The sequence below is a fragment of the Rhodococcus artemisiae genome (genome assembly GCF_036327795.1).
GTDB classification, from domain to species: domain Bacteria; phylum Actinomycetota; class Actinomycetes; order Mycobacteriales; family Mycobacteriaceae; genus Rhodococcus; species Rhodococcus artemisiae.
In genome coordinates, this window is sequence record NZ_JAUTXY010000002.1 from 444239 (window position 1) to 469117 (window position 24879).

24 protein-coding genes are annotated in these 24879 nt (G+C 64.8%); 12 read left to right on the plus strand and 12 right to left on the minus strand.

Going from position 1 to position 24879, the window contains the following annotated elements:
- Window positions 1–39: 39 nt before the first annotated feature.
- Both Q7514_RS06385 and Q7514_RS06390 read left to right on the plus strand, forming a co-directional pair.
- Window positions 40–603, plus strand: coding sequence for a PadR family transcriptional regulator (locus tag Q7514_RS06385; protein WP_330132403.1), 564 nt, complete (start codon window positions 40–42; stop codon window positions 601–603).
- Between the two features lie 180 nt (window positions 604–783).
- On the plus strand, window positions 784–1821 hold the full coding sequence (locus Q7514_RS06390) for a beta-ketoacyl-ACP synthase III (protein WP_330132404.1): 1038 nt from the start codon (window positions 784–786) through the stop codon (window positions 1819–1821).
- On the opposite strand, the gene Q7514_RS06395 is transcribed toward Q7514_RS06390, so the two are convergent.
- Window positions 1753–2571, minus strand: a complete 819-nt coding sequence (locus Q7514_RS06395) for an MHYT domain-containing protein (RefSeq protein ID WP_330132405.1) — start codon at window positions 2569–2571, stop codon at window positions 1753–1755. The genes Q7514_RS06390 and Q7514_RS06395 overlap by 69 nt on opposite strands.
- A 70-nt stretch (window positions 2572–2641) precedes the next feature.
- A complete protein-coding gene (locus tag Q7514_RS06400) occupies window positions 2642–3580 on the minus strand; it encodes an alpha/beta fold hydrolase (RefSeq protein ID WP_330132406.1) in 939 nt (312 codons plus the stop codon).
- A 75-nt stretch (window positions 3581–3655) separates the two neighbouring features.
- On the opposite strand from Q7514_RS06400, the gene Q7514_RS06405 reads away from it, so the two are divergent.
- The 3 genes from Q7514_RS06405 to Q7514_RS06415 all read left to right on the plus strand — a co-directional run bounded on the left by Q7514_RS06405 (window position 3656) and on the right by Q7514_RS06415 (window position 5925).
- Window positions 3656–4342, plus strand: coding sequence for a TetR/AcrR family transcriptional regulator (locus Q7514_RS06405; protein WP_330132407.1), 687 nt, complete (start codon window positions 3656–3658; stop codon window positions 4340–4342).
- 92 nt (window positions 4343–4434) lie between these two features.
- Window positions 4435–4749, plus strand: coding sequence for a hypothetical protein (locus Q7514_RS06410; protein ID WP_330132408.1), 315 nt, complete (start codon window positions 4435–4437; stop codon window positions 4747–4749).
- Window positions 4750–4791: 42 nt separating this feature from the next.
- On the plus strand, window positions 4792–5925 hold the full coding sequence (locus tag Q7514_RS06415; RefSeq protein WP_330132409.1) for a Rieske 2Fe-2S domain-containing protein: 1134 nt from the start codon (window positions 4792–4794) through the stop codon (window positions 5923–5925).
- A gap of 38 nt (window positions 5926–5963) precedes the next feature.
- Here the strand turns inward: Q7514_RS06415 and Q7514_RS06420 are convergent, their stop codons facing one another.
- Window positions 5964–6551: a TetR/AcrR family transcriptional regulator gene (locus Q7514_RS06420; RefSeq protein WP_330132410.1), complete on the minus strand. Its 588-nt coding sequence runs from the start codon at window positions 6549–6551 to the stop codon at window positions 5964–5966.
- A 543-nt stretch (window positions 6552–7094) separates the two neighbouring features.
- Between Q7514_RS06420 and tnpB the strand changes: the two genes are divergently transcribed.
- Entirely contained in the window at window positions 7095–8576 is a 1482-nt protein-coding gene (tnpB, locus tag Q7514_RS06425) for an IS607 family element RNA-guided endonuclease TnpB (protein ID WP_330132411.1), read from the plus strand.
- Window positions 8576–9337, plus strand: coding sequence for an SDR family NAD(P)-dependent oxidoreductase (locus tag Q7514_RS06430; RefSeq protein ID WP_330132412.1), 762 nt, complete (start codon window positions 8576–8578; stop codon window positions 9335–9337). Before tnpB ends, Q7514_RS06430 begins: the two co-directional genes overlap by 1 nt.
- Here the strand turns inward: Q7514_RS06430 and Q7514_RS06435 are convergent.
- The 5 genes from Q7514_RS06435 to Q7514_RS06455 all read right to left on the minus strand — a co-directional run bounded on the left by Q7514_RS06435 (window position 9319) and on the right by Q7514_RS06455 (window position 13099).
- On the minus strand, window positions 9319–10074 hold the full coding sequence (locus Q7514_RS06435; RefSeq protein ID WP_330132413.1) for an IclR family transcriptional regulator: 756 nt from the start codon (window positions 10072–10074) through the stop codon (window positions 9319–9321). The genes Q7514_RS06430 and Q7514_RS06435 overlap by 19 nt on opposite strands.
- 101 nt (window positions 10075–10175) lie before the next feature.
- The gene (locus tag Q7514_RS06440; RefSeq protein WP_330132414.1) at window positions 10176–10652 is read right to left on the minus strand and encodes an IclR family transcriptional regulator domain-containing protein; all 477 of its coding nucleotides are present in this window, start codon (window positions 10650–10652) and stop codon (window positions 10176–10178) included.
- Entirely contained in the window at window positions 10639–10818 is a 180-nt protein-coding gene (locus Q7514_RS06445; protein WP_330132415.1) for a helix-turn-helix domain-containing protein, read from the minus strand. The genes Q7514_RS06440 and Q7514_RS06445 overlap by 14 nt, the downstream gene beginning before the upstream one ends.
- Before the next feature lie 171 nt (window positions 10819–10989).
- Window positions 10990–11898, minus strand: coding sequence for a biphenyl-2,3-diol 1,2-dioxygenase (bphC, locus tag Q7514_RS06450; RefSeq protein ID WP_330132416.1), 909 nt, complete (start codon window positions 11896–11898; stop codon window positions 10990–10992).
- 28 nt (window positions 11899–11926) lie between these two features.
- Window positions 11927–13099, minus strand: coding sequence for an acyl-CoA dehydrogenase family protein (locus tag Q7514_RS06455; RefSeq protein WP_330132417.1), 1173 nt, complete (start codon window positions 13097–13099; stop codon window positions 11927–11929).
- Between the two features lie 212 nt (window positions 13100–13311).
- Between Q7514_RS06455 and Q7514_RS06460 the strand changes: the two genes are divergently transcribed.
- The gene (locus Q7514_RS06460) at window positions 13312–13797 is read left to right on the plus strand and encodes a nuclear transport factor 2 family protein (protein WP_330132418.1); all 486 of its coding nucleotides are present in this window, start codon (window positions 13312–13314) and stop codon (window positions 13795–13797) included.
- A 120-nt stretch (window positions 13798–13917) separates the two neighbouring features.
- Here the strand turns inward: Q7514_RS06460 and Q7514_RS06465 are convergent, their stop codons facing one another.
- A complete protein-coding gene (locus Q7514_RS06465; RefSeq protein WP_330132419.1) occupies window positions 13918–14715 on the minus strand; it encodes a FadR/GntR family transcriptional regulator in 798 nt (265 codons plus the stop codon).
- Between the two features lie 91 nt (window positions 14716–14806).
- Window positions 14807–15883 (minus strand): NADH:flavin oxidoreductase/NADH oxidase, encoded by a 1077-nt coding sequence (locus Q7514_RS06470; RefSeq protein ID WP_330132420.1) that lies wholly within the window; start codon window positions 15881–15883, stop codon window positions 14807–14809.
- 166 nt (window positions 15884–16049) lie between these two features.
- Between Q7514_RS06470 and Q7514_RS06475 the strand changes: the two genes are divergently transcribed.
- The 3 genes from Q7514_RS06475 to Q7514_RS06485 are packed head-to-tail and all read left to right on the plus strand — an operon-like array spanning window position 16050 to window position 20165.
- Window positions 16050–17036: an NAD(P)H-dependent flavin oxidoreductase gene (locus Q7514_RS06475; protein ID WP_330132421.1), complete on the plus strand. Its 987-nt coding sequence runs from the start codon at window positions 16050–16052 to the stop codon at window positions 17034–17036.
- Between the two features lie 10 nt (window positions 17037–17046).
- Window positions 17047–17829 carry an enoyl-CoA hydratase-related protein gene (locus Q7514_RS06480; protein ID WP_330132422.1) on the plus strand — a complete coding sequence of 261 codons (783 nt, stop codon included), beginning with the start codon at window positions 17047–17049 and terminating at the stop codon, window positions 17827–17829.
- A 26-nt stretch (window positions 17830–17855) separates the two neighbouring features.
- Window positions 17856–20165 (plus strand): acyl-CoA dehydrogenase family protein, encoded by a 2310-nt coding sequence (locus Q7514_RS06485; protein WP_330132423.1) that lies wholly within the window; start codon window positions 17856–17858, stop codon window positions 20163–20165.
- 88 nt (window positions 20166–20253) lie between these two features.
- Here the strand turns inward: Q7514_RS06485 and Q7514_RS06490 are convergent, their stop codons facing one another.
- Both Q7514_RS06490 and Q7514_RS06495 read right to left on the minus strand, forming a co-directional pair.
- Complete coding sequence (locus tag Q7514_RS06490) at window positions 20254–22701, minus strand: CaiB/BaiF CoA transferase family protein (protein ID WP_330132424.1); 2448 nt, start codon at window positions 22699–22701, stop codon at window positions 20254–20256.
- 186 nt (window positions 22702–22887) lie between these two features.
- Window positions 22888–23784 (minus strand): acyl-CoA thioesterase, encoded by an 897-nt coding sequence (locus Q7514_RS06495; RefSeq protein ID WP_330132425.1) that lies wholly within the window; start codon window positions 23782–23784, stop codon window positions 22888–22890.
- 60 nt (window positions 23785–23844) lie between these two features.
- Here Q7514_RS06495 and Q7514_RS06500 point away from each other — a divergent pair, with 60 nt between their 5' ends.
- A complete protein-coding gene (locus tag Q7514_RS06500; protein ID WP_330132426.1) occupies window positions 23845–24870 on the plus strand; it encodes an aldo/keto reductase in 1026 nt (341 codons plus the stop codon).
- Window positions 24871–24879 lie beyond the last annotated feature (9 nt).

Here is a 24879-nt window from a genome sequence, read left to right on the forward strand (position 1 = left end):
AGAGTTGTCGTCACCACCTCGCGACGGAAGGGCTCCCCAGTGACTGCCACCAGGCTGCTCCTCCTCGGAGCGGTTCGTGGGCGCACAACCGCGCACGGATATCAGGTGATGCGCGACCTCGAGAGTTGGAGTGTGGACCTGTGGGGGAGTCTCAGACAGGGCTCGGTCTACCACGGTCTCAAACGTCTTCGAGACCAGGGGCTCCTGCAGGAAGTAGCATCCGAGTCTCCCGCTGCCGGTCCGGCCCGGACCGAATACTCGATCACAGCAGAAGGTGAGAAGGAGTTCCACGCGCTTCTCGAGAATGCGCTCAGTTCGGGGGAGGACCCCGCAGAGATCATCGCGGGCATCGGACTGATGTCCGTGTTGCCGCGCGAGCGGGTGCTCGATCTGCTTCGCATGCGGCTCGATGCGTTGGCGGTCAAGCGTCAGCGGGTCGTCGGCGAGTACGAGCGCAATCCCGACGCGGATTGGCAGCACCACGTCGAGGCCATCAGGTATTGGGCGAAGACCACCGACAGCGCCATCGAGTGGACGCGCGAATTGGTCGAACGTCTCGAACAGGGCGAATACACGATGGCAGGTGAAGAACACTCTTGGTGATCGTCTTCATCTCTCCGCGTGTCGCCGGAGAAGCTGGACTCAAAGGTGACAACGTGAACCTTCCCGAAACAAAATGAGCCCCGGACTCGGGCTGCAGGCATTGTCGGGGTGCCTGCAGCCGGTCCACTGCACACAATTGAATACGAGGGTGAACCACCTGGTTCATGTGGAGAGGAAGTCATGCCCGCTCAGATCGCCACCGCCGCACCCGTCACCCACGCTGCTCTGTTGGGTTTGGGGGTGTACCGACCACGTCGCGTCGTACCCAATGCCGAGATCGTCGACCAGATCGATTCCTCCGACGAATGGATCAAGACACGATCCGGCATCTCCTCGCGACGGTGGGCCGACGAGGATGAATCGATCGTCTCGATGAGTGTCGCCGCGTCCCGCGACGCGCTCGCCGCGGCCGGTCTGGAGGCCGAGCAGATCGATGCGGTCGTGCTCGCCACGTCGTCGCTCATGGTGCTGGGGCCGTCCGCGGGTGCTGTGGTGGCCACGGAATTGGGTATGGAAGACACCGCCGCCTATGACATCTCGGCCGGCTGCGCGGGCTTCTGCTACGCACTCGGTAACGCCGCGGCCCTCGTTCGTGCCGGGCAGGCCAGGAATGTACTGGTCATCGGGGTGGAACGGTTGTCCGATCTGCTCGAGCCGACCGACCGGACCTGCGCGTTCATCTTCGCGGACGGCGCCGGCGCGGCTGTGGTCGGTCCGTCCGAGTCGGAGGGAATCGGCCCGGTCGCCTGGGGCTCGGACGGAAGCCAGACCGACGCCATCAAGCAGGACAAGGACTTCATGACGTACTTCGACGAGGTCGACGAAGCTGCCGCAGGCGGTGCTCCGGCCGTGCGTCCGTACATCCGGATGAACGGGTCGGCGGTATTCCGCTGGGTGGTGAGTTTCCTGGGGAAGGCGTGCACCGACGCGCTGGAGAAGTCCGGCGTACAAGCCGCCGACCTCGATGCCTTCGTCCCGCATCAGGCCAACAGCCGCATCACCGACGCGCTCATCAAGGGACTACATCTGCCCGAGAACGTCGCGGTGGCGCGCGACATCGGCGAGACCGGCAACACGAGCGCCGCGTCGATCCCGATGGCAATGGAGGAGCTTCTCCGGTCCGGCGTCTCCAAGCCGGGAGACACCGCGTTACTGGTCGGCTTCGGTGCCGGCCTTGCCTACGCGGGACAGGTCGTTCAGCTGCCCCCGATCGTCTAGCTCGCGGTCGCTCTCGGGGGCGAGCAGAAGTGCCACTATCGGCACCGCAAGCAGAACGATGCCGATACCGAACGCCGGGAACAACAGCGACGGCACCGTCATACCTTCGGGTGCCGACGCATCGAGGTCGACGTGCGCACTCATTCCGACCATGCCGGTGTAGTGCAGCGCCACCACGCCGCAGGCCAGCAACAGAGACGACGCCACGCGCACATGAAGTTTTCCAGGCACGTCGAACATCCACATCGCGGCCACCGACCCGACGATGCCGATGGCCGCAGACACGGCCACCATCCTCGGGTCGTGGTCGATGGTGCCCCGGATCCTGATCGCGGCCATGCCGCTGTAGTGCATGAGAACGATGGCCGTTCCCATCACTATCCCGCCCACGGTCAGCGACACAGAGCGGGGGAGTCGACGGGCGGCGGAGAGGCGAGCGTCCGAGATCAACAGTCCGAACAGGGTCGCCCCGACGGCAAGCACCACCGAGAACAGGGTGGCACCGAGGTCGTAGCGGACCGGGGAGGTCGGCACGGAGAAGCCCGACATGCCGATGAAATGCATGAGCCAGATGCCGACTCCGCCGATCGACAGGGCTGCCATCATGAGCCAGCAGACACCGGCGGCAGGCGTCAAGTACTTCCTGGATTGCTGGACGCAGCACAATCCGACGTAGCAACCGACCGCGGCCGTGACGAACGCCAGGTATGGCACCCACAATCCCATCGTGAAGTGCTGTGCGTGCGGCATCCGATCCCCCGTGTCCAGGTACTGCACCTTTCCTGGTTCAGCGGCCCGACCTTATCCCATGCGCCGGCGCTTACTCGACCGTTGGAGGACGATGTAGAGAAGGTGTCGTGGGCGTGTCGGCGAGTTCGCGGATCGCGCCAGCGAGGGGAGACCAGGCATGCTCGGGCAGGTCGTGTCCGACCGCGGGTAGCAGGAGCGTGCGGGCACCGGGAATTCTCGACGCGATGGCAAGGGCGGCTTCGGGTTTGATCAGAGGGTCGTCCTTGCCGTGGACGATCAGCGTGGGACAGGCGATCTTGTCGATCGTCGGGCCGCTCCACTGTGCGCCGATCTGTCGGCTCTGTGATTCCTGGTCGTGGACGCCGCTGTCGGGATTGCCTTCGAGCGTTGCTCGCACTGAATCCTCGTCGAAGTCGACACGGGGAGACGACAGAAGTTTCGCAACGGCAAGCCCAGCCTCGATCGCGCCCTCGCGCGTGTCGGGGAACTTCAGCCTCGCGAATTTGCCGAGTGTGCCCATCCGGATGAAGCGGAGTGTGCGCAGCCCCGTGACATCGCCGGGGACAGCCGCGACCGTGGTGAGCGACCGGACGCGCTGAGGATGCCTGAGTGCGACGCGCTGGGCGACCGCGCCCCCGAGCGAGACCCCGAGCACGTGGGCCGAGTCCCAGCCGAGTTCGTCGAGGACCGCTACGGCGTCGTCTGCCATGTCTTCGGCGGTGTAGGCCTCACCGCGTTTGCCCACTAACGCAGTGATCGGGTTTCGTGTGGGCGTCGGCGGAAAGTGGGTCGACTCCCCTCCGTCCCGCTGGTCGTATCGCACAACAGCGAATCCCTGCTTCGCGAGTTCCCGGACGAACCCGTCGGGCATCGACTCGCGGTTGACGCCCAATCCGGTCGCGACCAGGAGCGGGTCTCCGTCGTGCTCGGGCTTGAACTGGTCGAACGCGATGCGCACCGACCCGTTCTGCGCCCATCGTCGTGGCCCCCATGATCTGTCGGCCGACATCTCGAACCTCCTAAACTGCGTTCAGTGAACTCAGTTTAGGATAGGGCAGAACGGCGACGAGCGGAAGGGCATCGAGTGGCGAAGAAGACGCAGACGATCGTCTGGGACCGTACCGACGGTACGCGCGGCCCGGCACCGTCGCACAGCAGGGACGAATTTGCCGCCGCCGCGATGGAGCTCGCGTCGGAAGGCGGTCTGCCGTCCGTCTCCACCCGCCGGATCGCCCAGAAGCTCGGCGTCAGCCAGTCGGCGGTATATCGGTACGTCTCCGGCGCGGACGACATCTTCGACATCATGGTCGATGCCACGGTCGGCGAGATCGACCTCGAGGTTCCCCTGCGAGGTGAAGCGATCGACGACCTCATCGCACTGGCCAGGCGTGCGAAGAGCGTCCACGTGAAGTATCCGTGGCTGCTCGACCTCCCGGTCGAGTCGATGCGTGTCGGACCACGCACCATCGACTTTCTCGAATACGCCCTCCGTGCAATGGCATCCGTCGATGTGCCGGGCAACGTGAAGATGCAGACGATTGCGGTGCTGAATGCGCTTGTCCAGCAGTTCGCTCGCGCCGAGGTGAGTGGGGGCGAATCCCGGCAGGGCCGCCTCATCGCGCAGGTCGCGTACCTACACAAAATTGCGGAGCAGGGCAGTCACCCTTTTCTCGCGGCAGTGTTGACGCCCGCTGATGTCGACCACGTTCCCGGAGACATGTTCGACCAGGTGCTGCGTCGAGTCCTCGAAGGTGTGCTCGCGGGGGACTGATGCCGGCCGACGTCCCGCTGGGCTGAAACATTGTGGTTGCCGCCACAGGTGCTTCCTACTGTCGAGTCATCCGACGAAGGGAAACGGCCAGAATGCAGTCGCTCGCTTGCCACGCCTGTGGCACCTGCGTGCTCGTCGCGAAATACAGCCCCGCGCATACGAGTATCCAGTGGACCGGATCATCCGAAGGTGCGTGTCACGAGCTCGCCGCCGCGCGTGAGCTCGACCCCGCCGCGTATCTCCTGCGCTGCGGGGCACTCGACCACACGGTCGACGTGGCTGTCGCAGAGGGGAGAATTCCTCAGACCATGCGTGTCGAACCGCACGTGAGGCCTCTCCCGTCCCAGGAATCCCTGCTGTCCGACGAATCCCTGCCGTCCGAGGAACACGCCACCGCCGCGCGGTGACTGCTGCTTGCGTTCAATCCCACTCAGCCCTGGAGGACTCCAATGACCATCGAGCAGGATCGCATCGAGATCCGCAATATCGAAGCCGGCAACAACCCCACTCGCTTCGCGCGCGGGTGGCACTGCATCGGCCTTGCCGAGAACTTCCGCGACGGAAAGCCGCACCAGATCGAGGTGTTCGGTACCACTCTGGTCGTCTTCGCCGACACGAAGGGCGAACTCCACGTCCTGGATGCCTACTGCCGGCACATGGGCGGCAATCTTGCGCGCGGCGAGATCAAGGGCGACACCATCGCCTGCCCGTTCCACGATTGGCGGTGGAACGGCGCGGGTAGGTGTGAAGCGATTCCGTACGCTCGACGCACGCCGAAGGTTGCCCGCACGAAGTCGTGGATCACGATGGAACGCAACGGAGTTCTCTTCGTCTGGCACTGCCCTCAGGGGACGACACCGCCGGAGAACGTGACCATTCCCGAGATCGACGGCTACGAGGACGGCCAGTGGAGCGAGTGGACGTGGACGACCATCCACGTCGAGGGGTCGCACTGTCGGGAGATCGTCGACAACGTCGTCGACATGGCGCACTTCTTCTATGTGCACTTCCAGATGCCCGAGTTCTTCAAGAACGTCTTCGAGGGACATGTGGCAGGTCAGCACATGCGCTCGTACGGCCGCGACGACATCAAGACCGGTGTTCAGATGGATCTCCCTGAGGCCCAGACGATCTCGGATGCGTTTTACTACGGCCCGTCCTTCATGCTCGATACGCTCTACACCGTGGCCGACGGAACGACCATCGAGTCGAAACTCATCAACTGTCACTACCCGGTGACGACGAACTCGTTCGTGCTCCAGTTCGGCACCATCGTCAAGAAGGTCGAAGGTATGTCCGACGAACAGTCCGCAGAGATGGCGACCCTGTTCACCGATGGCCTCGAGGAGCAGTTCAAGCAGGACATCGAGATCTGGGAACACAAGTCGCGCATCGAGAATCCGCTCCTCACCGAGGAGGACGGCCCGGTGTATCAGCTGCGTCGCTGGTATCAGCAGTTCTACGTCGACGTCGAGGACGTCACGCCCGATATGACGCAGCGCTTCGAGTTCGAGGTCGATACCACCCGTGCCCGCGAGTCGTGGCACAGGGAGGTCGAGGAGAACCTGGCCGGCAAGGGGTGACGACGGCGCCGTCCCGCCCGCATCGGGGCGGGACGGCGTCACTCGTTGCGGTTGCGCATCCCGTCGACGAACACGGTGATGATCGTGTGGGCGAGTTCGGTCATGGGTTCGCCCGGTTCGCCGGGGTGCCACCGTGTCGCCTGCCACAGGACGTCGTAGAGCAGTTCTTGGAGGATGCCGGGATCGATGTCGGCGCGGAGAGTGCCCTCGGCGACACCGTCGGCGATGGTGCGACGCCACGCGTGTTGCATCTCGTCGGCGATATCGGCCATGCCGGCTGCCTCGAGGCGCTCGCGCATGTAGTTGCCTTCTCGGCGCCAGATCGATGTGGCTCCGTGGTACTGCACGTTGGAGTCCAGGGCGATCTCGGCGAGTGCCTCGAGGCGTTCGATGGGTGACAGCGAACGCGCGACGACCTCGCGGCAGCGCCCCGAGATGTCGTCGATGTACTCGCGGATGAGCTCGGTGACGATCGCTTCCTTTGACGGGAAGTAGTGGTAGAGCGCTCCGGAATGGACACCCACCGCCGCGGCGATGTCGCGGATAGTGGTGGCGTTGATGCCCTTTCGAGCGAATATCTCGGCAGACCGATCCAGGATCTGCCTCCGGCGTTCCTGCGGATCCATTGCACCCTTTCTGCCGAGTGGCACCGGTGTGCCCGGTCCATAGTGTGCCACATCCCATTGATCAATTGATCAATGGGACCCCTTCTCGCCTCAGGAGTATCAGTGACCACGTTCCATGCGACCACCGCAGTGCTGGCGGGGGAGACCGCGATCGTCACCGGCGCAGGTCAGGGTTACGAACTGCTCGACATTCTGTGAGCAAATGTGAGCAAACATGCTCGAATGTGTTCACAATGCGTGTGAAGCCGGCCGAGTGGGCGCACCCACAGGCTACATGTCGGACCCCTCTGCGAGCATGATCCTCGTGACGTACCGCAACCGTCCGGCCCGGCTCGGAGCCCTGCATCCGACGGCGGTCCTATCTGCGCAGGACCGCCGGATCGTGGCGGGCAACCATGGCCAGCAACACGATCCGGTGCGGGACCTCCTCGAGGATCCGACCTCGAGGTGTCCCCGGTTCTACCGCCACAGCCATGCGCGCACTTGTGCGATGCGGCCGGTCACTGCCACCACACAGGACGTACCTGAGCCGGAGGTCGTGTGATGGCTCGGTTCGAGATCCCGGACGGATGGACCGCGCAGGCCTACAAATTCGCGCTCGACCCGACCCCGGCGCAGGCGCGGGCGTTCCGCTCGCATGCCGGCGGTGCCCGTAAGGCGCACAACACGATGCTCGCCGCCGTGAAAGCGGTCATGAACCAGCGGCAGGCCGAACGCACCTACGGCATCGCCGAGGACGAATTGACACCAACATTGGGATGGTCGCTGCCGGGTCTGCGCAAGGAGTGGAACGCCCGCAAGGACCTGGTGGCGCCGTGGTGGGCGGAGAACTCGAAGGAGGCATACAACTCCGGGTTGGACGCGCTCGCTCGCGGCCTCGACGCGTGGTCGAAATCCCGTAAAGGCAAGCGGGCCGGGAAGACGATTGGGTTCCCTCGCTTCAAGTCCGCCCGGTCCCGCCGGTCGGTGCGATTCACCACCGGCGCCATCCGAGTCGAGACCGACCGGCATCACGTCACCCTCCCGAGGTTGGGGCGGATCCACACCTGCGAATCCACCCGCAAACTCGCCCGCCGCCTCGAGGCAGGCACCGCCCGGATCCTGTCCGCCACCCTGAGTGAGGATTCGGCCGGACGGTGGCACGTCGCCTTTCAGGTCCTCGTGCACCGCGCGGTCGCGGTACCCGGCCACATCGGGGCCGGTGAGCCGGTGGTCGGTGTCGACGTCCGCGTGAAGGCCGACTCGCTGATCGTCGTTGCGACACCGGACGGACGCGAACTCGATCGGGTTCCGGCCCCGAAGTCCCTGACCGCCGCCCAGGACCGGCTGCGGGCGTTGCAACGTCGCCACGCCCGCCAGGTAGGCCCGTACGACCCGTCGACCAAGACGAAGCGGAAACCGTCGAAGCGGTGGGTGCGGCAGCAACGCCGGGTCGGCCGCACCCACGCGCACGCGGCGGCGGTGCGCCGCGATGTGCTGTACAAGGCCACCACCGAGTTGGCGCAGCGGCATGAAGTGATCACGGTGGAGACATTGAACGCCTCCGGGATGCGTTCGGCAGGTGGCAGTCGGAAGAAGGGCCTGAACCTGGCCCTGTCCGACGCGGCGTTGGCGCAGATCCGCCGCATGCTGTCGTACAAAACCACGTGGTACGGCTCGGTGCTGGTGGAGGCCCACCGGTACTTTCCCTCCAGCAAGACGTGTTCGGGATGTGGCAGGCGAAAACCAAACCTGACCCTCGCGGACCGAACGTATGTGTGCGACCGCTGCGGCCTGACGATCGACCGTGATCGTAATGCCGCGATCAACCTCGCCCGCCTCGGCGAGACCCAGCGCACGGGTGCAACGGGGACCGGTACCGGGAGTAGCCTGGCCGCCACCGTTTCGGGTGGAGACGGACGTGGAGCCACGCGGGAGTCCGCGACTACGGAAGTGGTCAACGCAGCAGGCGATGAAGCGTCAACCCGGCACCAGCAGTCGCTGGGTGAGACCGGGACTGTCTCATCGGAAGGTGAGGCTGCCTGATGGCGAAGCAAACAGAGCATGTTCACGTTTGCTCACCAGAAGGCAACGGTATAGGTAGAGGGATCGCGCGCGCGCTGGCCCTCGCGGCCGCCGGGGCGGATGTCGCGGTGGTCGGCCGCACGTCGGCGACGATCACGGCCGTCGCCGACGAGATCGTTGCGCGAGGGGGCCGGGCAGAGCCATTCGTCTGCGATGTGACGGACGGTGTCGCGGTCGACGGGCTCGTCTCGGCGGTGGTGGGGGAGTTCGGTGGGCTCACCGTGCTGGTGAACAACGCGATGGCTCCCGCACACGGGCTTCTGCTGGATGTAGACGAGGCGACCTACCGCGGTGCGATGGAGTCGGGGCCGACGGCGACGTGGCGGATGATGCGGGCATGCCACCCGCACCTGAGCGGGCACGGGCGGATCGTCAATCTCGGCTCGGCGGCGGGGATCCGGTGGGATCCGTCGGGTACCGGGGCATATGCCGCAGCAAAGGAGGCGGTGCGCGTGTTGACACGGACCGCTGCGTGCGAGTGGGCGCGGGACGGAATTCGCGTCAACGCAATTCTGCCGCTGGCAAATTCCGACACGATGGAGGAGTGGTTCCGTCTCGAGCCTGAGGCCGCACAGGGGTATCTCGCGACAGTGCCACTGGGACGGTTGGGTGATCCGGAAACGGACATCGGGCCGGCGGTGGTGTTCCTGTGCAGCGACGCGTCGCGATACATCACTGGGCACACGCTGGCTGCCGACGGAGGTCAGGCGCTGGTGCGCTGATTCACCCCGCGCGGTCTCGGATCGTGTTGTGACAGGGCGTTCCACACGGCTCGTGCCGCGACACGGACCGGGGTGGCGAACTGGACGACGTCCACGGTGTCGACGTTGCCCGTGACCGACAGTGCGCCGATACACGTGCGGCCGTTGCCGATCGGAGCCGCAATGCACGCGACACCCCGCATCGATTCTTCGCGCTCCTGAGCGATGTGTCGTTCACGGATCTGGGCGATCTCACCGCGCAGTCGCGCGGACTCGGCGGCGGGCAGTCGGTCGGGGCTCGCAGGGTCGAGTCGTGTGTGCGCGATCAGGGCCTTGCCCAGCGCTGTGCGGTATGCGGGTTGGCGGCCGCCGATGCGGGACGGAAGCGGAACCGACTCGCGTCCGACTTTGTCGAGATACCTCACATTGTGGCCGTCGAGGACGGCCAGATGCGCGACCAGCCCTGTGGCCGAATGTAGTTCATGCAGGACTGGGTGCGCGGCGCGGTGGAGTTCGTCGTGGTGCTGTGCGAGTGCACCCCACTCGAACATGCTGCGTCCCAATGCGTAGGTGCGTGCCTCTCGGCGTACCCATCCTGCGTCGACCAGTTGGGTGAGGAGTCGGTGGACCGACGAACGCGGCAGGCCGGTGCGTCCGGACAGTTCGGACAGGGTGAGATGCCCGCCGCCTCGGAATTCGTCGAGGATGTCCGCCACCCGATCGATGACTGCAGGGGGAGAGTCGTCACTGTTTCTCACGAAACCTCCATTGATCAAGCGATCAATCAATACGGCAGAACTGTATCAGCATCCCCTTCCCGAGTGAAGAGAATTCGACCGAATCGCAATGATGTTGCTGGTCAGGAGTGGCTGGATGCGGCTATCTGTGCTGCCACGGCGTGGGCCGCCGCGTGGACGCGTCGACCGACGTCGTCCGGGACATGCTCGCGTGGGCCGGTCAGGGACAGTACCGCGATCTCGCCGTGCCCTGCATCGAACGCGGCTGCAACGCAACGGATGTTGCCGCTACCCACGGCGATGCCGTCGTTGCCCTCGCAGAAGGCGAGCGCGGCCGCGCCTTCGACTGTCTCTGCGGCGGATCTCCTTTCACCCGTGCGGGTGTGCAGACTCGTGGACCAGCGTCCGCCGATCTTCTCGAGGTAGAGCAGGCTGTCGCCTTCGAGGACGGCGAGGTGTGCGACGAGTCCGGTGTCGCGGCGCAGGTCGTACATCGCCGGAAGTGTGGCCCGGTGGACTCGATCGTGCGCAACTGCGAGTGCGCCGAGTTCGACCAGTTTGGGTCCGAGGTGGTAGGTGGTTCCGTTACGTCGGACCAAGTCCACCTTCACCAGCTGGAGCAGCAAACCGATGTGCCGACGAGCGGGGGAAGCCGGTGCGTCGGGCGAGTTCGGAGAGGGTGAGGCCCTCGGCGTCGCGGAACGGTTCGAGCAGGGCGGTGACTCGGCCCATGACACTGTGTGGGCCGTCGAGTGCGGTGGTCACGAGGATCTCCTTCGGGGCTGATTCGAAGAGGATTGATCGATTGATCAATGAAGGCGTACCGACGAATCTAGCGCCGTGGCAGCCGAATGGGAAGATGCGACGACAGATCCGCGAACGAAAACGGGCAGACACACCCCTGTCGAGGGTGTACCTGCCCGTGTGTGCCTGGTATCAGCCCGCCGGGATGAATGCCTTCAACGGCTCCGACCCGGTCTGATCGTGGCCCCAATAGGCGTCGGCGGTGATCTCCTCCGACGTGTAATGACGCTCGTCGACGAGCATGCCCTCGGTGCCGAACTCGAGATCCCAGCCGCCCGGTGCGCGGACGTAGAACGAGATCATCTTGTCGTTGGTGTGCCGGCCCAACGTCGACGAGATCGAGAAATCCATGCCGTTGACGCGATCGAGCGCCTGACCCACCGCGTCGAGGCTGTCGACCTCGGTCATCAGGTGCACCAGACCGGGCTCTTCCGTCGGGGGTGCCGGACACAGAGCGAGAGCGTGGTGCCGCTCGTTGATGCCGAGGAATCGCACCCGGCTCACGCCCTCCTCGTCGAGTCGGATCGAGCCGCGCGGCAGGAACCCCAGCACCTGGGTGTAGAACTCGTATGTCTCGTCGAAGTTCGTGGCCGGCAGCACCACGTGACCGAGGCCGAGTCCGCCCGTGACCCAGCGTCCGGCGAAGGGCGTCACGACGGGGCTGTGGTCGAGCACCGGACCGTAGAACACCTCGAGTCGGGTTCCGGCCGGGTCCTCGAATGCGATCGCGGCCTCCGCGTCGAGATGGGTTGCTTCCTTCCGTGACAACACCTCCACCGCGCGTCCGGACTTCTCGACGGTTTCACGTACCCGCTGGAGTGCGAACTCGTCGCGCACCTCCCAGCCGACGGCCAGCGCCTTGTCCGAATCGCCGGGCAGCACCGCGATGCGAGCACGCCGCTCGTCGACCCGCGCGTACAGCGCGGTGGGGTCAGGGCCTGACCCCACCGCCATACCCAGGCCGTCGATGAGCAGTTCCCGCCAGCGCGGCACGTCCTGCGTCTGAATGCGGAGGTAACCGAGACCTCTCAGTTCAGTCATTGTCAACTTCCTCGAAAGTGAAGGGAGATCAGATCATTGCGCGGTAGGCGCCTTGCGGTTCGCCGCCGAGTTGGGTGAGGGCGGCCGAGTGATAGATCAGGCCGGGTACGTGGATGGCGTGAGTGAGGCCGACGTGCGCGTCGCGCCAGAACCGCTGCATCGGTGTCTTGCGGTGCACGGCGGCACCTCCGGCTCGGGCGAAGATCTCGTCCATCGCGCGTACCGCACGCCACGCCGAGGAGATCTGGGTGCGGCGACCGATGGCGCGCTCCTCGAAGCTGATCTCTTCGCCGCGGTCCGTCTTGTCCCAGAACCGGTCGACGGTTTCGAGCAGCGTGATGCGTGCGGCGTCGATCTCCGCCGCGGCCTCACTGACCGCGTACAGCACGTACGGGTCTTCTTTGATCGGGATTCCGGTGACCTGGACGCGTTCCTTCTGAGCCGCGACATAGCAGGCCAGTGCGCCTTCCGTCATTCCGATCAGCGACGACGTGATACCGAGCGGAAAGATGTACGAGAACGGGAACTTGTACAGCGTCTCGTCGCGGCCCGCATGGCGCCAGCCGTTGCCGCTGAGCACGATGTCGGCGTCGATCGTGCGGTACTCGGGGATGAAGGCGTTCTCGACGATCAGGTCCTTCGAACCGGTGCCTCGCAGGCCGATGACGTCCCAGCTGTCGGGATCGATGTCGTAGTCGGAACGCGGCAGCAGCACGTGCAGGACCTTGTCGGTGCGGTTGCCGTCCTCGTCTCCGACGGCAGCGCCGATCATGATCCAGCCACAGTGATCGGTACCCGACGAGAACGCCCAGCGACCGTTGAGTACATAACCACCGTCGACCGGCACCGCGACACCCATCGGCGCGTACGGCGACGCCATCCACATGTCGGCGTCCTCGCCCCAGATCTCCTCCTGGGCACGGGTGTCGAAGAACGTGAGTTCCCACGGGTGGACACCGACGATGCCTGCGACCCAGCCGGTCGCGCCGTCGAGGTTGCCGATGGCCATCACGGTCTCGGCGAACTCGCGCGGGTGCGCTTCCTGACCGCCGTACTCCTCGGGCTGGAACATTCGGATGACGCCGGATTCGCGCAGGCGCTTCGCAGAAATGTCGGGCAGGCGCATGAGGGTGTCGCCGACCGCGCCTTCGGCGCGGATCTCGTCCGCGTGTTGCATGATTCTGTCCAACGTGTGGCCCATGAGGAAACCTTCCTGGAGCTGGGGAGTCGAAGAGGTGGCTTACGCATCTGGCCGGATGTGCTGGCTCGAACAGTCCCAGGCGGTAATGCGACGACGCTCGCGCTTTTCCGTTGAACGGGACGTACGCCACACCGTCCGCCGGCGACGGGTAGAACGGGATCCGCCCTCGCATCGCGCATTGCGATGTGCCCGCACAGTCAGGACGGAGCGATATGACCGACACTGCAGAACTGGTGGCCTCACTGCTGGAGCGCGTTCAGCTCCTCGAGGACAGAGCTGCGATCCAGGAGGTGCTGACTGCCTACGGTCCCGCCGTGGATGCCGGTGACGCAGATGCCGTCGGAGAGCTCTGGGCGGAGGATGCCGTCTACGACATCGACATCCGGGTGATGGAAGGCCGCGACGCGATCACCGAGATGGTGCGAACCCGCCCTCACCAGGACTACATCAACGAAGGCTGCGGCCACCTCCTCGACCCCGTTCACATCCGGGTCGACGGCGACACCGCAGCCGCGACGTGCCACTCGCTGCTGCTGCGTCGCAACCTCGATTCCGAGTCCTACCGGGTGTGGCGCGTGACCGCCAATCGCTTCGACCTCGCCCGCATCGACGGGAAATGGAAGATCAAGCGCCGTACTGCGCGCGTCCTCGACGGCAGCCAGGAAGCCCGCGAGCTGTTGGCGCGCGCGTCCAGCTGACGTCGACGGACGTTGCCGCACTCTCCCCAGCTTCCCGCGAGCGCCCGGACGTTTTCGGGAAGTGGGGATGATCGCGTGTACAAGCTCTGGTCGGCGAAGCGTTCGGGTTCGAGCCGCACTTCAATCGAGAATGTCGCGGACCTGTGTGCCTTCCCTGCCTGCGAGCACCATTTCCTGCGCTACGATCATATGTTTCTGCCAGTGTGTGAACGCGCCTGCGCCGTCGCGGGCGCGCAGCAGCTTGATCAGCTTCCGTTGGGACCGGACGAACAGCTTGTAGTTCGCGTCATATTTTTCTACGTCGCTTTCGCTGCGTTCTCGCGTGACATTGGTGGTGTGCCGCTCGTAGATCTCATGCAGCATTCCCGCGATCAGTGCGAGCGTCGCGTTCCCTGACAGCTGGACCATGCGGAGATGGAACCTAGCGGCAGTCTGACCGAAGGTACCCGCCGCATAGGATGACGGAATAGCTTCGTCCACTATGCGTTCGAGCTCGTCGAAGGCTTCTTCGGTGCCCTGTTCGGCGAGCAGCCGCGCGGCGGCGGGTTCGATGGCTTCGCGGGCGACGTACACGTCCGCGACGGTGGCGCCTGAAAGTTCCAGCAGCAGCGACGCTGGTCGCGCGACCACTTCTGGGCCGGGCACACACACGCGGGCGCCGGTGCGGGAACCGCGGCGGACCTCGACGAGGCGTTCGGCTTCGAGCACACGGACGGCTTCACGGAGCGTAGGCCGACTCACGGAGAAGTGCTCCATTAGCTCGGCTTCGTGGGGCAGGTGGTCGCCGTCCTTGAGCTCGCCGTCGACGATCATGCGGCGGAGCTTGCGTGCGACGAGCTCGGCGGTCTTGGGCGTTCGAATTGCTCGTCCCACTGTACCGGGGGCATCGAAGATCGGAGCCCATGCTGCGTCGGTCACGGGGGACACCTTCCTGCTCTGTTAGAACTTCGCGTACCTAGTAAGGTACCCGACGGACCGCTTCCAGGATGAATCTACTTGTGAAGGCGTGTCACGGGATGCTTCCCCGGTAACGGGCGCTGCTGTATGCGGCGGGCCAACGCAATTCTGAACGCAGGTCCACAGCCGCGCGGTAGGGCCAATGCGGCTCCCGCAATAATTGCCGGCCCATCATGATGACATCGGCAGCGCCGTCGACGAGTACCTGTTCGGCCTGGACCGCTTCGGTGATCAGTCCGACCGCCACCACGGGGAGGGAACTGGCTTCGCGGGCAATCCGAGCGAACGGGACCTGGTAGCCGGGTCCGACGGTGATCTTCTGGTGCTTGACCATCCCTCCGCTCGAGATGTCCATCATGTCCACGCCGGTCCCGTCGAGCAGGCGGCACAACTTGGCGGTGTCCTCGAGGGTCCAGCCGCCGTCGGCCCAGTCGGTGGCGGAGATGCGCACCAGCAGCGGTGTGGCGTCGGGAAGTGCGGCACGAACAGCGGTGACGATCTCGAGTAGGAAACGGCAGCGGTTCTCGAAACTCCCACCGTATTCGTCGGTGCGGCTATTGCCCAAGGGGGAAAGGAACTCGTTGATCAGGTAGCCGTGCGCGGCGTGGATCTCGACCACGTCGAATCCTGCGTCGATCGAGCGACGTGCGGAGTCGGCGTAGGCGGTGACAAGCGTTGCGATCTCGTCGCGGGTGAGCGCGTGCGGTTCGGGGAGGCCTTCGTAGGCTATCGCCGACGGCGCGACGACCTGCCATCCGCCTTCCTCAGCGGGCAGCGGAGTACCTCGGTGGCGGATGCTGCCCTTGCGGCCGGAGTGGGCCAGCTGAATCGCGGGAGTGGCGCCCATGTCGGAAACGAACCGGGTGATTCGCCGCCAGGCGTCGACCTGCTCATCGTTCCAGATTCCGGTATCCGCGTTTCCGAGACGTCCGACCGGCTCCACGGCGGTCGCTTCCGTCATGACCAGGCCCGCGCCGCCGCGAGCCATTCCACCCAGGTGGGCGAGATGCCAATCGGTGGGCACTCCGCATTTCGGCGCCGAGTACTGCGCCATCGGCGCTACCCAGATCCTGTTGCGGAATGTGATGCCGCGCAGCGTGATCGGCGAGAACAGCAGGCTCTCGGACACGGGTCCTCCGATTCTGATGATGGGGTGGATTGGAGGGCATGTCGCCTGAGGCGCCAGTTGGTCCTTGCATCCAGACTACATAGTCAACTATGTTATCTATGTACGCAAGACGGTGTTTCACCGTGAGATCAGGCGCCGGATCGCCGGCGAACTCCGAGGAGCGGCAATGTTGAGGACGCGGTTCACCGAAGAATTCGGTATCGAACATCCGATCGTGCAGGGCGGGATGATGTGGGTCGGGCGGGCGGAACTTGCCGCTGCGGTCTCGAACGGTGGTGGCCTCGGCATCATCACAGCGCTGACCCAGCCCACCCCCGAGGATCTCGCCGAAGAGATCGAGCGATGCCGCGCGCTTACCGACAAGCCCTTCGGCGTCAACCTCACCCTCACCCTGTCGATCAACCCGCCTCCGTATGCGGAGTACCGGCAGGTGATCATCGACTCCGGCGTGAAGATCGTCGAGACCGCAGGCTCCGATCCGACCGTTCATGTCGAGCACTTCAAAGAGCACGACATCAAAGTGATCCACAAGTGCACGAGCGTTCGTCACGCTCTCAAAGCACAGCGCATCGGCGCCGACGCGGTCAGTATCGACGGCTTCGAAGCTGCGGGCCACCCAGGTGAGGACGACGTCCCCGGATTGGTACTGATCCCGGCTTCCGCCGACGCACTCGACATCCCGTTCATCGCCTCCGGTGGTTTCGCAGACGGCCGGGGCCTCGCTGCGGCGCTCACACTCGGTGCTGATGGCATCAACATGGGTACCCGGTTCATGTGCACTGTGGAGAGCCCGATCCACGAGAACATCAAGCAGCAGATCGTCAGCGCCAGCGAGCTCGACACCCAGCTGATCTTCCGCCAGCTCCGCAACACAATGCGCGCGGCGAAGAACTCGGTGAGCGAAGAGGTCGTCGACATCCTGAACAAGGGTGGCCGCTTCAAGGACGTCAAGGATCTCGTCGCCGGCACCCGTGGCCGCAAAGTTTACGAGAACGGTGATCCCGAAGCTGGAATCTGGACCGTGGGTGTGGCGCAGGGCCTGATTCGCGACATCCCGCCGGCCGGCGAACTCGTCGGCCGCATCGCTTGGGACGCCGAGGAGAAACTGCTCTCCTTGACTCACAAGATCACCGACTCCGTTTCTGTGTCTTGAGGAGCGCGCTATGACTGAGACCGACGCACGCGACGCCGCGACCCAAGCGGAATCTCCGCTGCTCGTCACCAAGGACGGGCCGGTCACGATCCTCACACTCAACAGGCCCGACCGGCGTAACGCCATCAACCGGACGATGCGCAAGGCTCTGAAGAAGGAATTGTGGCGCGCCGACGGCGACGACGACGTGCGTGTCGTGGTGATCACCGGGGCTGGCACGTCGTTCTCCTCCGGTGTGGACTTGCCCGAGGCGTTGTCCGGCCCACCACCCCGGACGGAGGGAGTGACGCCGACACAGGTGTTGCGCGGTATTTCCAAGCCGGTGATCGCTGCAGTGAACGGACCGTGCTACACCGGTGGCTACGAACTGGCCGTGAACTGTTCTTTCATCATCGCGTCCGATCACGCCGAATTTGCCGATACTCACGCCCAGATCGGGCTTCTCAACGGCTGGGGCGGCAGCGCCATGTTGCCGCGCATGGTGGGGCTGCCCGCCGCGATTCAGTTCATTCTCAGTGGTGAGCCAATCAACGGAGACGTCGCCGCACGGATCGGCCTCGCAAACGAGGTTGTCGAGCACGACGAGCTCATGCCTCGCACGCTCGAGATCGCCCGCAAGATCGCCGACGGGCATCCCGGTGCAGTGCAGCGGATGCTTCGCCTGCTCAAGGAAGGTGCGGGAGCCTCGCTTGCGCATGCACTCGGTCTCGAGGCCGAAGCAAGCGCGACGCATCGTTCCGACGGCGCTGATATCGGCGCGCGGTTCAGCAAGCGTCGCTCCGAAAAGTCTTGATTCATACACAATCCAAGTTCTAGATCATGGGAGGTGGCGCGGTGGAACAGAACACCACGGCGGTACTCGAAGCGACGACCGGCGACTGGCGCGACAGCCTGGCCGCACTGCTCGACGACTACCGGAAGCGTCCGCGGCCGGCAACGTCCCGTGAGCGTTTCGAGGCTGCCAAGGCTTGGCAGTCCGAACTCGTCGACGCGGGTCTCGCAGCGCCGGGCTGGCCCCGCGAAGTCGGCGGTATGGAGCTCTCGCTCGAGGACCAGCTCGACTACTACCGGATGACCACCCTGGCCGGTGCGCCGAAACATCCGTGTGGCCTCTCGTTCATCGTTGCGCCGACGATCATCGTGCACGGCACACAGGAACAGAAGGGTCGGTTCCTCGAGCCGCTGCTGCGCGCCGACGAATTCTGGTGCCAGGGTTTCTCGGAACCGGGCGCCGGTAGCGACCTCGCGTCGTTGTCGACCCGCGCCGTGCGCGACGGTGATGTCTATAGGGTGACCGGACAGAAGATCTGGACCACCATGGCCGACAAGGCCGATTGGATCTTCGCGTTGGTGCGTACCGGCGCCCCCGGCCGAGGTACGTCTGGTATCACCTATCTGCTGATCCCGATGAATTCGCCCGGCATCGAGGTACGTCCTCTGCGCGACGCTGCGGGTGGCCACCACTTCGCAGAGGTCTTCTTCGACGACGTCGAGGTGCCCGTCGCCAACCGGCTCGGCGACGAAGGCGGAGGCTGGTCGATCATGCGAACCTCGCTCGGCCATGAGCGGGCCACCGCGTTTCTCGCCGACGAATTTCGTTACCGCGGAACGGTCGACAAGGTATTCCGCCTCGCCGCGGAACAGGGTTACGCAAACGATCCACTGATACGCCAGGAACTCGCGAAGGTGGAAACCAACGTCCGCGCGATCGCCGCCAACAGTGCCCGAGCACTTGACGCTGTGCTACGCAACGAGGATCCAGGTGGAGTGGCTTCGGTCAACCGGCTGGTCAAGTCCGAATTCGAGCAGCATTTGCACCGACTCGCACTGCGCCTGACCGGTTCGGGAGCGTTGCTGAACACACGATCCGAAGGTGTTGTCGAAAAGGGACGATGGACGTACGGATACGTGATGTCCCGCGCTGCGACGATCGGTGCGGGTACCGCCGAGATCCAGCGCAACACCATTGCGGAGAACGTGCTGGGCCTACCGTCGCATCGTGGCGAGGGCCGCCGAAACCCAGTGGTCGCACCAGGCCGCCCGCTCACCGCTCCCGAAGCGGACGAGGCGGCGCTTCGCGAAGTACTCGGAGACCTCGTGTCGTCGTACGTGGACACCGAGAAGCTGCGTGCGCGAGAGTCCACGCCCGGCGACTACGACATCGGCCTGTGGGACGAACTTGTGAAGTTCGGTCTGCCGGGTCTGACCGCGCCGGAATCCCTCGGTGGCGGCGGCCAACCGTTGCGGTTGCTGTGTGCGGCCGTCGAAGAGGCTGCGTACCATCTCTCTCCGGTGCCGCTTGTACCGACCGCGATCGCACTCGAGGTGCTCGTCGCAGCCGGTGCAGACGAGCCGGCCCGCACGGTGGCGTCTGGAGCGACCGCGGCGTTCGTTGTTCCCATCGACGACAGGGGCTGGGTTCTCGATTCAGGTCTGCCCGTACTCGACGGCGGCCGGTTGACGGGCCGGGTCGAGCGCATGGCGGGTGCACCGGTTGCCGACGTGCTCGTGCTCCTCGCAACCGATGCCGCGACAGGCGATCGTGTCCTCGTGTCGGTGCAGCCCGAAGATGTCACCGTCACCGTGCAGAATTCGGTTGACCTGACTGCGACCGTGGGTATCGTCACCGCGGATGGGGCGCCAGCCACGGTACTCGGTTCCGGCCAGAATGTCGACGACGCGCTCGTCCGGGCTCGCCGCGTCGCTCAGCTGCTCGTCGCGGCGGACTCGGTCGGGGTCGCAAACCGGGCGTTGGCGATGGCAGTGGACTGGGCAGGGCAGCGCGAGCAGTTCGGGCAGCCGATCGGTTCGTACCAGGCCATCTCCCACCGTTGTGCTTACCTTCTGGTCGGTGCGGAAGGCGCCCGAGGTCAGGTCTTGTCGGCTGCAGATTGCGACGAGGCCGGTCCCGATGCTGTGACGTCGTCGAACCTTGCCACCGCAGCTGCGCTCAGCACCGCGGTATCCGCCGCAGAGGACTGCATCCAGATCCATGGCGGTATCGGCTTCACGTGGGAGCATCCCGCTCATCTCCTCCTGCGTCGTGCAGCCGCCAATGAGGCATGGATCGGACGCCCCGAGGTGCTTCGCGACCGTGCCGTAAGCGAGGTGTTCGACCGGCTGTCCTGACGGGCCGATCGAACTGACTGTCAAGAGACGGCGAGGCCGGTGTCCCGAAGGGGACACCGGCCTCGCCCTGTAACCGGATTCGGATCGGTCAGCAGACGATGTCCTTTTCCCGCAACTCGGATATGCGTTCGGGGCTGATCCCGATCTCGGAGAGGACCGAGTCGGTGTGCTCACCGATCATGCACCCGGCGTCGGCTTTCACTCCCGAGCGGGAGAACCGGGTCAACGGCGCGAGACGACGGTGCTCGTCGAAGACGGGGCTGTCGGCAAGCACGCTGTAGCCGGCTTCGAAGTACACGTCGTCCTGCAGCTCGATCTCGGAGGTCCTTTCGGTCACCGCGACGCAACCGACGTCCTTGGCGTTGAGATCCTTCTCCCACTCGACCTTGGAACGTGTGCGCAGCACGGTCGCGATCGTCTCGGCCAGCTCGGCATCATTGGCGGTACGCAGATCCGGAGTCGAAAACTTCTCGACCGCAAGATCGGTGTACGGCGCGAGGGACTCGACGAGGTTGTTCCACTCCGACTCCTGCGGTGCAGCGAGGAAGACCCAGCCGTCCGATGCCTCATACAGGCGGTACAGAGCATCGAGTCCGTAGAGCCCTGCGTCGGAGGCGGGCGGCTCCGGACGGTTCTCATAGTCGGCGTTGCGGTCCATGAGCGCATAGGTCGCGGAGGACAGCATGGTGGCGGTCATGTCGCCCAGCGCATGGCCCCGGGCACGGGCAAGCAGCCCGAGCAGCATCGCCGACCCGACACCGAGCGCGGCGACACCGTCCGCCTGGACGGAAGGATTGGCACCCGCGGTATGGCGACGAAGTGCGATGCTCTTGATCTCGTCGAGATCTCTGCCGGTGAGGTCGAGGCCACCGAGGTCGCTCATGGTCAGACCGGAGGCGGCTCCGACAGAAGGTGCGTACGCGGGCCGTCCACCGTAGGGGCCTTCCGTGCCGTACCCGGGAGCGTTGAGGTACACCAGATCCGGGTTGAGGCCCTTGAGTGTCGCGGCGTCGACACCGATGCGTTTCGCAGCGCCCGCGCGGTAGCTCTGCAGCACGATGTCGGACCTCTTGGCGATCTCGTGGACGATCGCGAGACCTTCCGGTGTGTTGATATTGAGTGCGACAGACTCTTTGCCCTGCAACACCTTTGCCCCACCTGCTTCAGGGAAGGCGACAAGGTTACGCATCGAATCACCGGCGAGCGGCTCGATCTTGATGACCCGAGCACCGAGATCGCTGAGCACCGTTGCGCCGTAGGGTGCGGCAAACATCGACCCGAGCTCAAGGATCGTCACGCCGGCAAGGGGTAGATCCCCGGCCGGCGCATCCGTCTTCGGTGTAGCGGTCGAACCAGCGGCGAGAGAGGCGAGTACTTCGTCGGTGTCGGCACCGAGGCGCGGAGCCGGATGCAACTCGGTGAGCGGTTTGCCGTCGACATGGACGAGAGTCGACGGCTGGCGAACCGGACCGCGCTCGGGATCGACGATCGTGACGACTCGGCCATCGTGCTGAAGCTGCGGGTGATCGAGCGCGGCCACGGGATCGTTGAAGATCTCGGCGGTCACATCCGGGTTCATGTCGAAGACCTGCTGCCATTCGGCAAGGGTCCGCTCGCGCACCTTCTCGAGCATGATGTCGCGTAGTTCCACGCGGCGTTCGACGTCTTCGAAGAGAGGGAGGCCCTGCCAGTACGGGTCGGAGAAGACGTGGGCGAGACCGAACTCGGTCATCATGGCGAAGAACAGGCGAGGCTCGGTCTGCGCGAACTGTAGCCAGTGACCGTCCTTGGTCTGCGCAACGAGTAACGGGTAGATCAGAGGCGCAGCCGGACGACCCTCCTCGTCGAACGCGTACATCGCCTGGTAGGCGTCGGGCCACCGGGCACAGACGAGTTCGAAGAACCAGTTGTAGGTGTCCATCGACGCGGCACCGCGCAGCAGGTCGGCTTCGACATGCTGGCCGGCACCGCTCGACTCGCGCTCGTACAGTGCGGAGAGGATTCCTTGGACCGCAGTATGCGCTGCGCCCCACGAAGCCCACGGTGTGGATGTGAATGACGGGCCGGGACGCTCGGACATCCGTGCCTTGCCGTGGAACACGCCCATTCGGGCGAGCACCAAGGCTTCGTAACCTTTGTCGTTCGCCCAGGGGCCGGTGGTTCCCCACCCGGTGATGGACGCGCTGACCAGGCGGGGGTTGAGCTCGGTGAGATGTGAGGCAGCCAGGCCCAGCCGTTCGAGTGCACTCGGACGCGACGTGGTGATGAGGACGTCGGCGCCGCGCAGGAGATCGTGAAGTGCCGCGACTCCGGTGTCCGAGTGCAGGTCGAGGGTCACGCTCTTCTTGCCGCGGGCCAGCGCCGGCCAGCCGGTGTGCTTACGCATCGGGTTGCCGTCCGGCGACTCGATCATGATCACGTCTGCGCCGGCATCGGCGAGGAAGACGCTTGCGTACGCACCGGGAGTGGTGAGGGACAAATCGATCACGGTGAGACCGTGTAGGGGGGCGGTGGAACTGAGTGGAGCAGCGTTCACTTCAGACCTTTCGAAAGGAGACGGCGAACGGGGGTGTGACCTTTATAACTAACGAAGTTTACTACGTCCACAAGTTGAACAAAGATTGTTACGCTATTTTCTTTCCTTTGCTGCAGTAACGATTTGCGGGCGGGTACGAAAAACGCACGCCGACCTGTATCGGCGTGCGTTTCCGACGAGTGCAGTTCAGGACCGGAAGCGGAGTAGTCCCTCTTGCGCTGTGCTGGCCACGAGCCTGCCCGCCCGGTCGAACAGGTGTCCCCGCGACAGCCCTCGACTGTTGCCCATCCACGATCCTTCCTGCTCGTACAGGTGCCACTCGTCGGCGCGGAACGGGGTGTGAAACCAGACGGTGTGGTCGAGGCTCGCCAATTGCAGGCCGGGTGAATCGATGTGCCGACCGTGCGGAGGCAGTGCCGCAGACAGCAGGAACAGATCCGAGCAGTACGCGAAGCCTGCGGCTTGGATCAGTGCGTCGTCACCGAGTGTCTCGGGAGTTCGAACCCACGCGCGTTGCCTGGGTGGACGAGCCTCACCACGACGATTCGCCAACCGTGGATACTCCTCGGGAAAGCGGAACTCCACTCCGATGTTGGAGAGGAGTGGGAGGAGCCAACCGGCTTCGCTCAACTCCTGAGGATTCATGCTGTCCTCGAACCGCGAAATCTGCTCCGGCGGTATCGCGGGCTCGCTCGCCGGTTGCTGGTGCTCGAGGCCTGCTTCGGGACGCTGGAACGATGCGGTGGCAACGAAGATCGTGCGGCCCTCCTGCACGGCGCGTATGTGACGCGTGGTGAAACTACCCCCGTCTCGTAATTGCTCGACGCAGTATTCCACGGGTACGTCCGAACGTCCGGGATGGATGAAGTGACCGTGTAGCGAGTGCACTTGCCGGTCGGAGTCGACCGTGAGGCCTGCTGCGACCAGGGATTGCCCGAGCGCCTGACCACCGTAGATACGTGGTGCTGCGATGTTGGACATGCCCTGGAACGTGTCGTCGCCGATGTTCTCGAGCGTGAGGATGCGCCGCACGGGCGGGCGGGGGATGCCGGCCACGGTTTCGGCGGTGACGAGGATAGACATAGGCAAATTGTATAACTACGTTGTATTGCATAGAACGGTTGATATCCAGAAGGAGGGCTCGTGGAGTATCGCTATCTGGGCCGCAGCGGTGTGCAGGTATCCGCGTTGTCGTTGGGAGCCATGTCTTTGGGCTCGATGGGAAACACGGACGCCGACGAGTGCACCGCGATCGTGCACCGTGCGCTCGATGCCGGCATCAATATGATCGACACTGCGGACGTCTACTCGCAGGGCCAGTCCGAGGAGATCGTCGGCGCGGCGATAGCCGGACGCCGCGACGACGTCGTGCTCGCGACGAAGTTCTACAACCCGATGGGGCGCGACCGTAACCGTTGTGGAGCTTCGCGGCGCTGGATCATTCAGGCGTGCGAGGACAGTCTGCGGCGGCTGAAGGTCGAACACATCGACCTCTACCAGATCCACAGGCTCGACGAGAACACTGATCTCGACGAAACCCTTTCCGCATTCTCGGATCTTGTCCGGTCCGGAAAAGTGCGCATGATCGGATCGTCGACTTTCCCGGCGGAAGCCGTCGTCGAGGCTCAGTGGGTGGCGGAGCGGCGCGGGCACGTCCCGCTGCACACAGAACAGCCCCCGTACTCGATCTTCGTACGCGGTGCCGAACGTGACGTCTTTCCGACGGCTCAGCGCTACGGCATGGGCACTCTGGTGTGGAGCCCACTCAACGGCGGGTGGTTGACCGGCAAGTACCGGCCCGATGAGGACCCGGCCGCCGACTCCCGGTTCGCGCGTGTTCCCCGCGGAGCGTGGCGCATGGACTCGCCGGGCGCGCGACGCAAGCTCGAAGCGCTCGACAACCTCGAGAAGGTTGCGAGCGACGCCGGTACCGACCTCATCGGCTTATCGATTGCCTTCGCCATGGCACACCCCGCGGTCAGCTCGGTGATCCTCGGTCCCCGTACTCTCGATCAGCTCGAAAGCCAGCTTCCCGCAGCAGAAATTGTTCTGTCCGAAGATGTCCTCGATCGTATCGACGAGATCGCCTCGCCCGGCACGACCATCTCCCGAGGAGACCTTGCCTTCGAACCCCGGTCGATTCGCCACAAGCAGCTGCGACGCCGCTGAGGCCCGCCC

Coding starts and splice junctions, on each gene's coding strand:
- Q7514_RS06390 (WP_330132404.1), top strand. CDS start 784: ATGCCCGCTCAGATCGCCACCGCCGCACCCGTCACCCACGCTGCTCTG.
- Q7514_RS06395 (WP_330132405.1), bottom strand. CDS start 2,571: ATGCCGCACGCACAGCACTTCACGATGGGATTGTGGGTGCCATACCTG.
- Q7514_RS06400 (WP_330132406.1), bottom strand. CDS start 3,580: ATGTCGGCCGACAGATCATGGGGGCCACGACGATGGGCGCAGAACGGG.
- Q7514_RS06410 (WP_330132408.1), top strand. CDS start 4,435: ATGCAGTCGCTCGCTTGCCACGCCTGTGGCACCTGCGTGCTCGTCGCG.
- Q7514_RS06415 (WP_330132409.1), top strand. CDS start 4,792: ATGACCATCGAGCAGGATCGCATCGAGATCCGCAATATCGAAGCCGGC.
- Q7514_RS06420 (WP_330132410.1), bottom strand. CDS start 6,551: ATGGATCCGCAGGAACGCCGGAGGCAGATCCTGGATCGGTCTGCCGAG.
- tnpB (WP_330132411.1), top strand. CDS start 7,095: ATGGCTCGGTTCGAGATCCCGGACGGATGGACCGCGCAGGCCTACAAA.
- Q7514_RS06430 (WP_330132412.1), top strand. CDS start 8,576: ATGGCGAAGCAAACAGAGCATGTTCACGTTTGCTCACCAGAAGGCAAC.
- bphC (WP_330132416.1), bottom strand. CDS start 11,898: ATGACTGAACTGAGAGGTCTCGGTTACCTCCGCATTCAGACGCAGGAC.
- Q7514_RS06455 (WP_330132417.1), bottom strand. CDS start 13,099: ATGGGCCACACGTTGGACAGAATCATGCAACACGCGGACGAGATCCGC.
- Q7514_RS06460 (WP_330132418.1), top strand. CDS start 13,312: ATGACCGACACTGCAGAACTGGTGGCCTCACTGCTGGAGCGCGTTCAG.
- Q7514_RS06475 (WP_330132421.1), top strand. CDS start 16,050: ATGTTGAGGACGCGGTTCACCGAAGAATTCGGTATCGAACATCCGATC.
- Q7514_RS06480 (WP_330132422.1), top strand. CDS start 17,047: ATGACTGAGACCGACGCACGCGACGCCGCGACCCAAGCGGAATCTCCG.
- Q7514_RS06485 (WP_330132423.1), top strand. CDS start 17,856: ATGGGAGGTGGCGCGGTGGAACAGAACACCACGGCGGTACTCGAAGCG.
- Q7514_RS06495 (WP_330132425.1), bottom strand. CDS start 23,784: ATGTCTATCCTCGTCACCGCCGAAACCGTGGCCGGCATCCCCCGCCCG.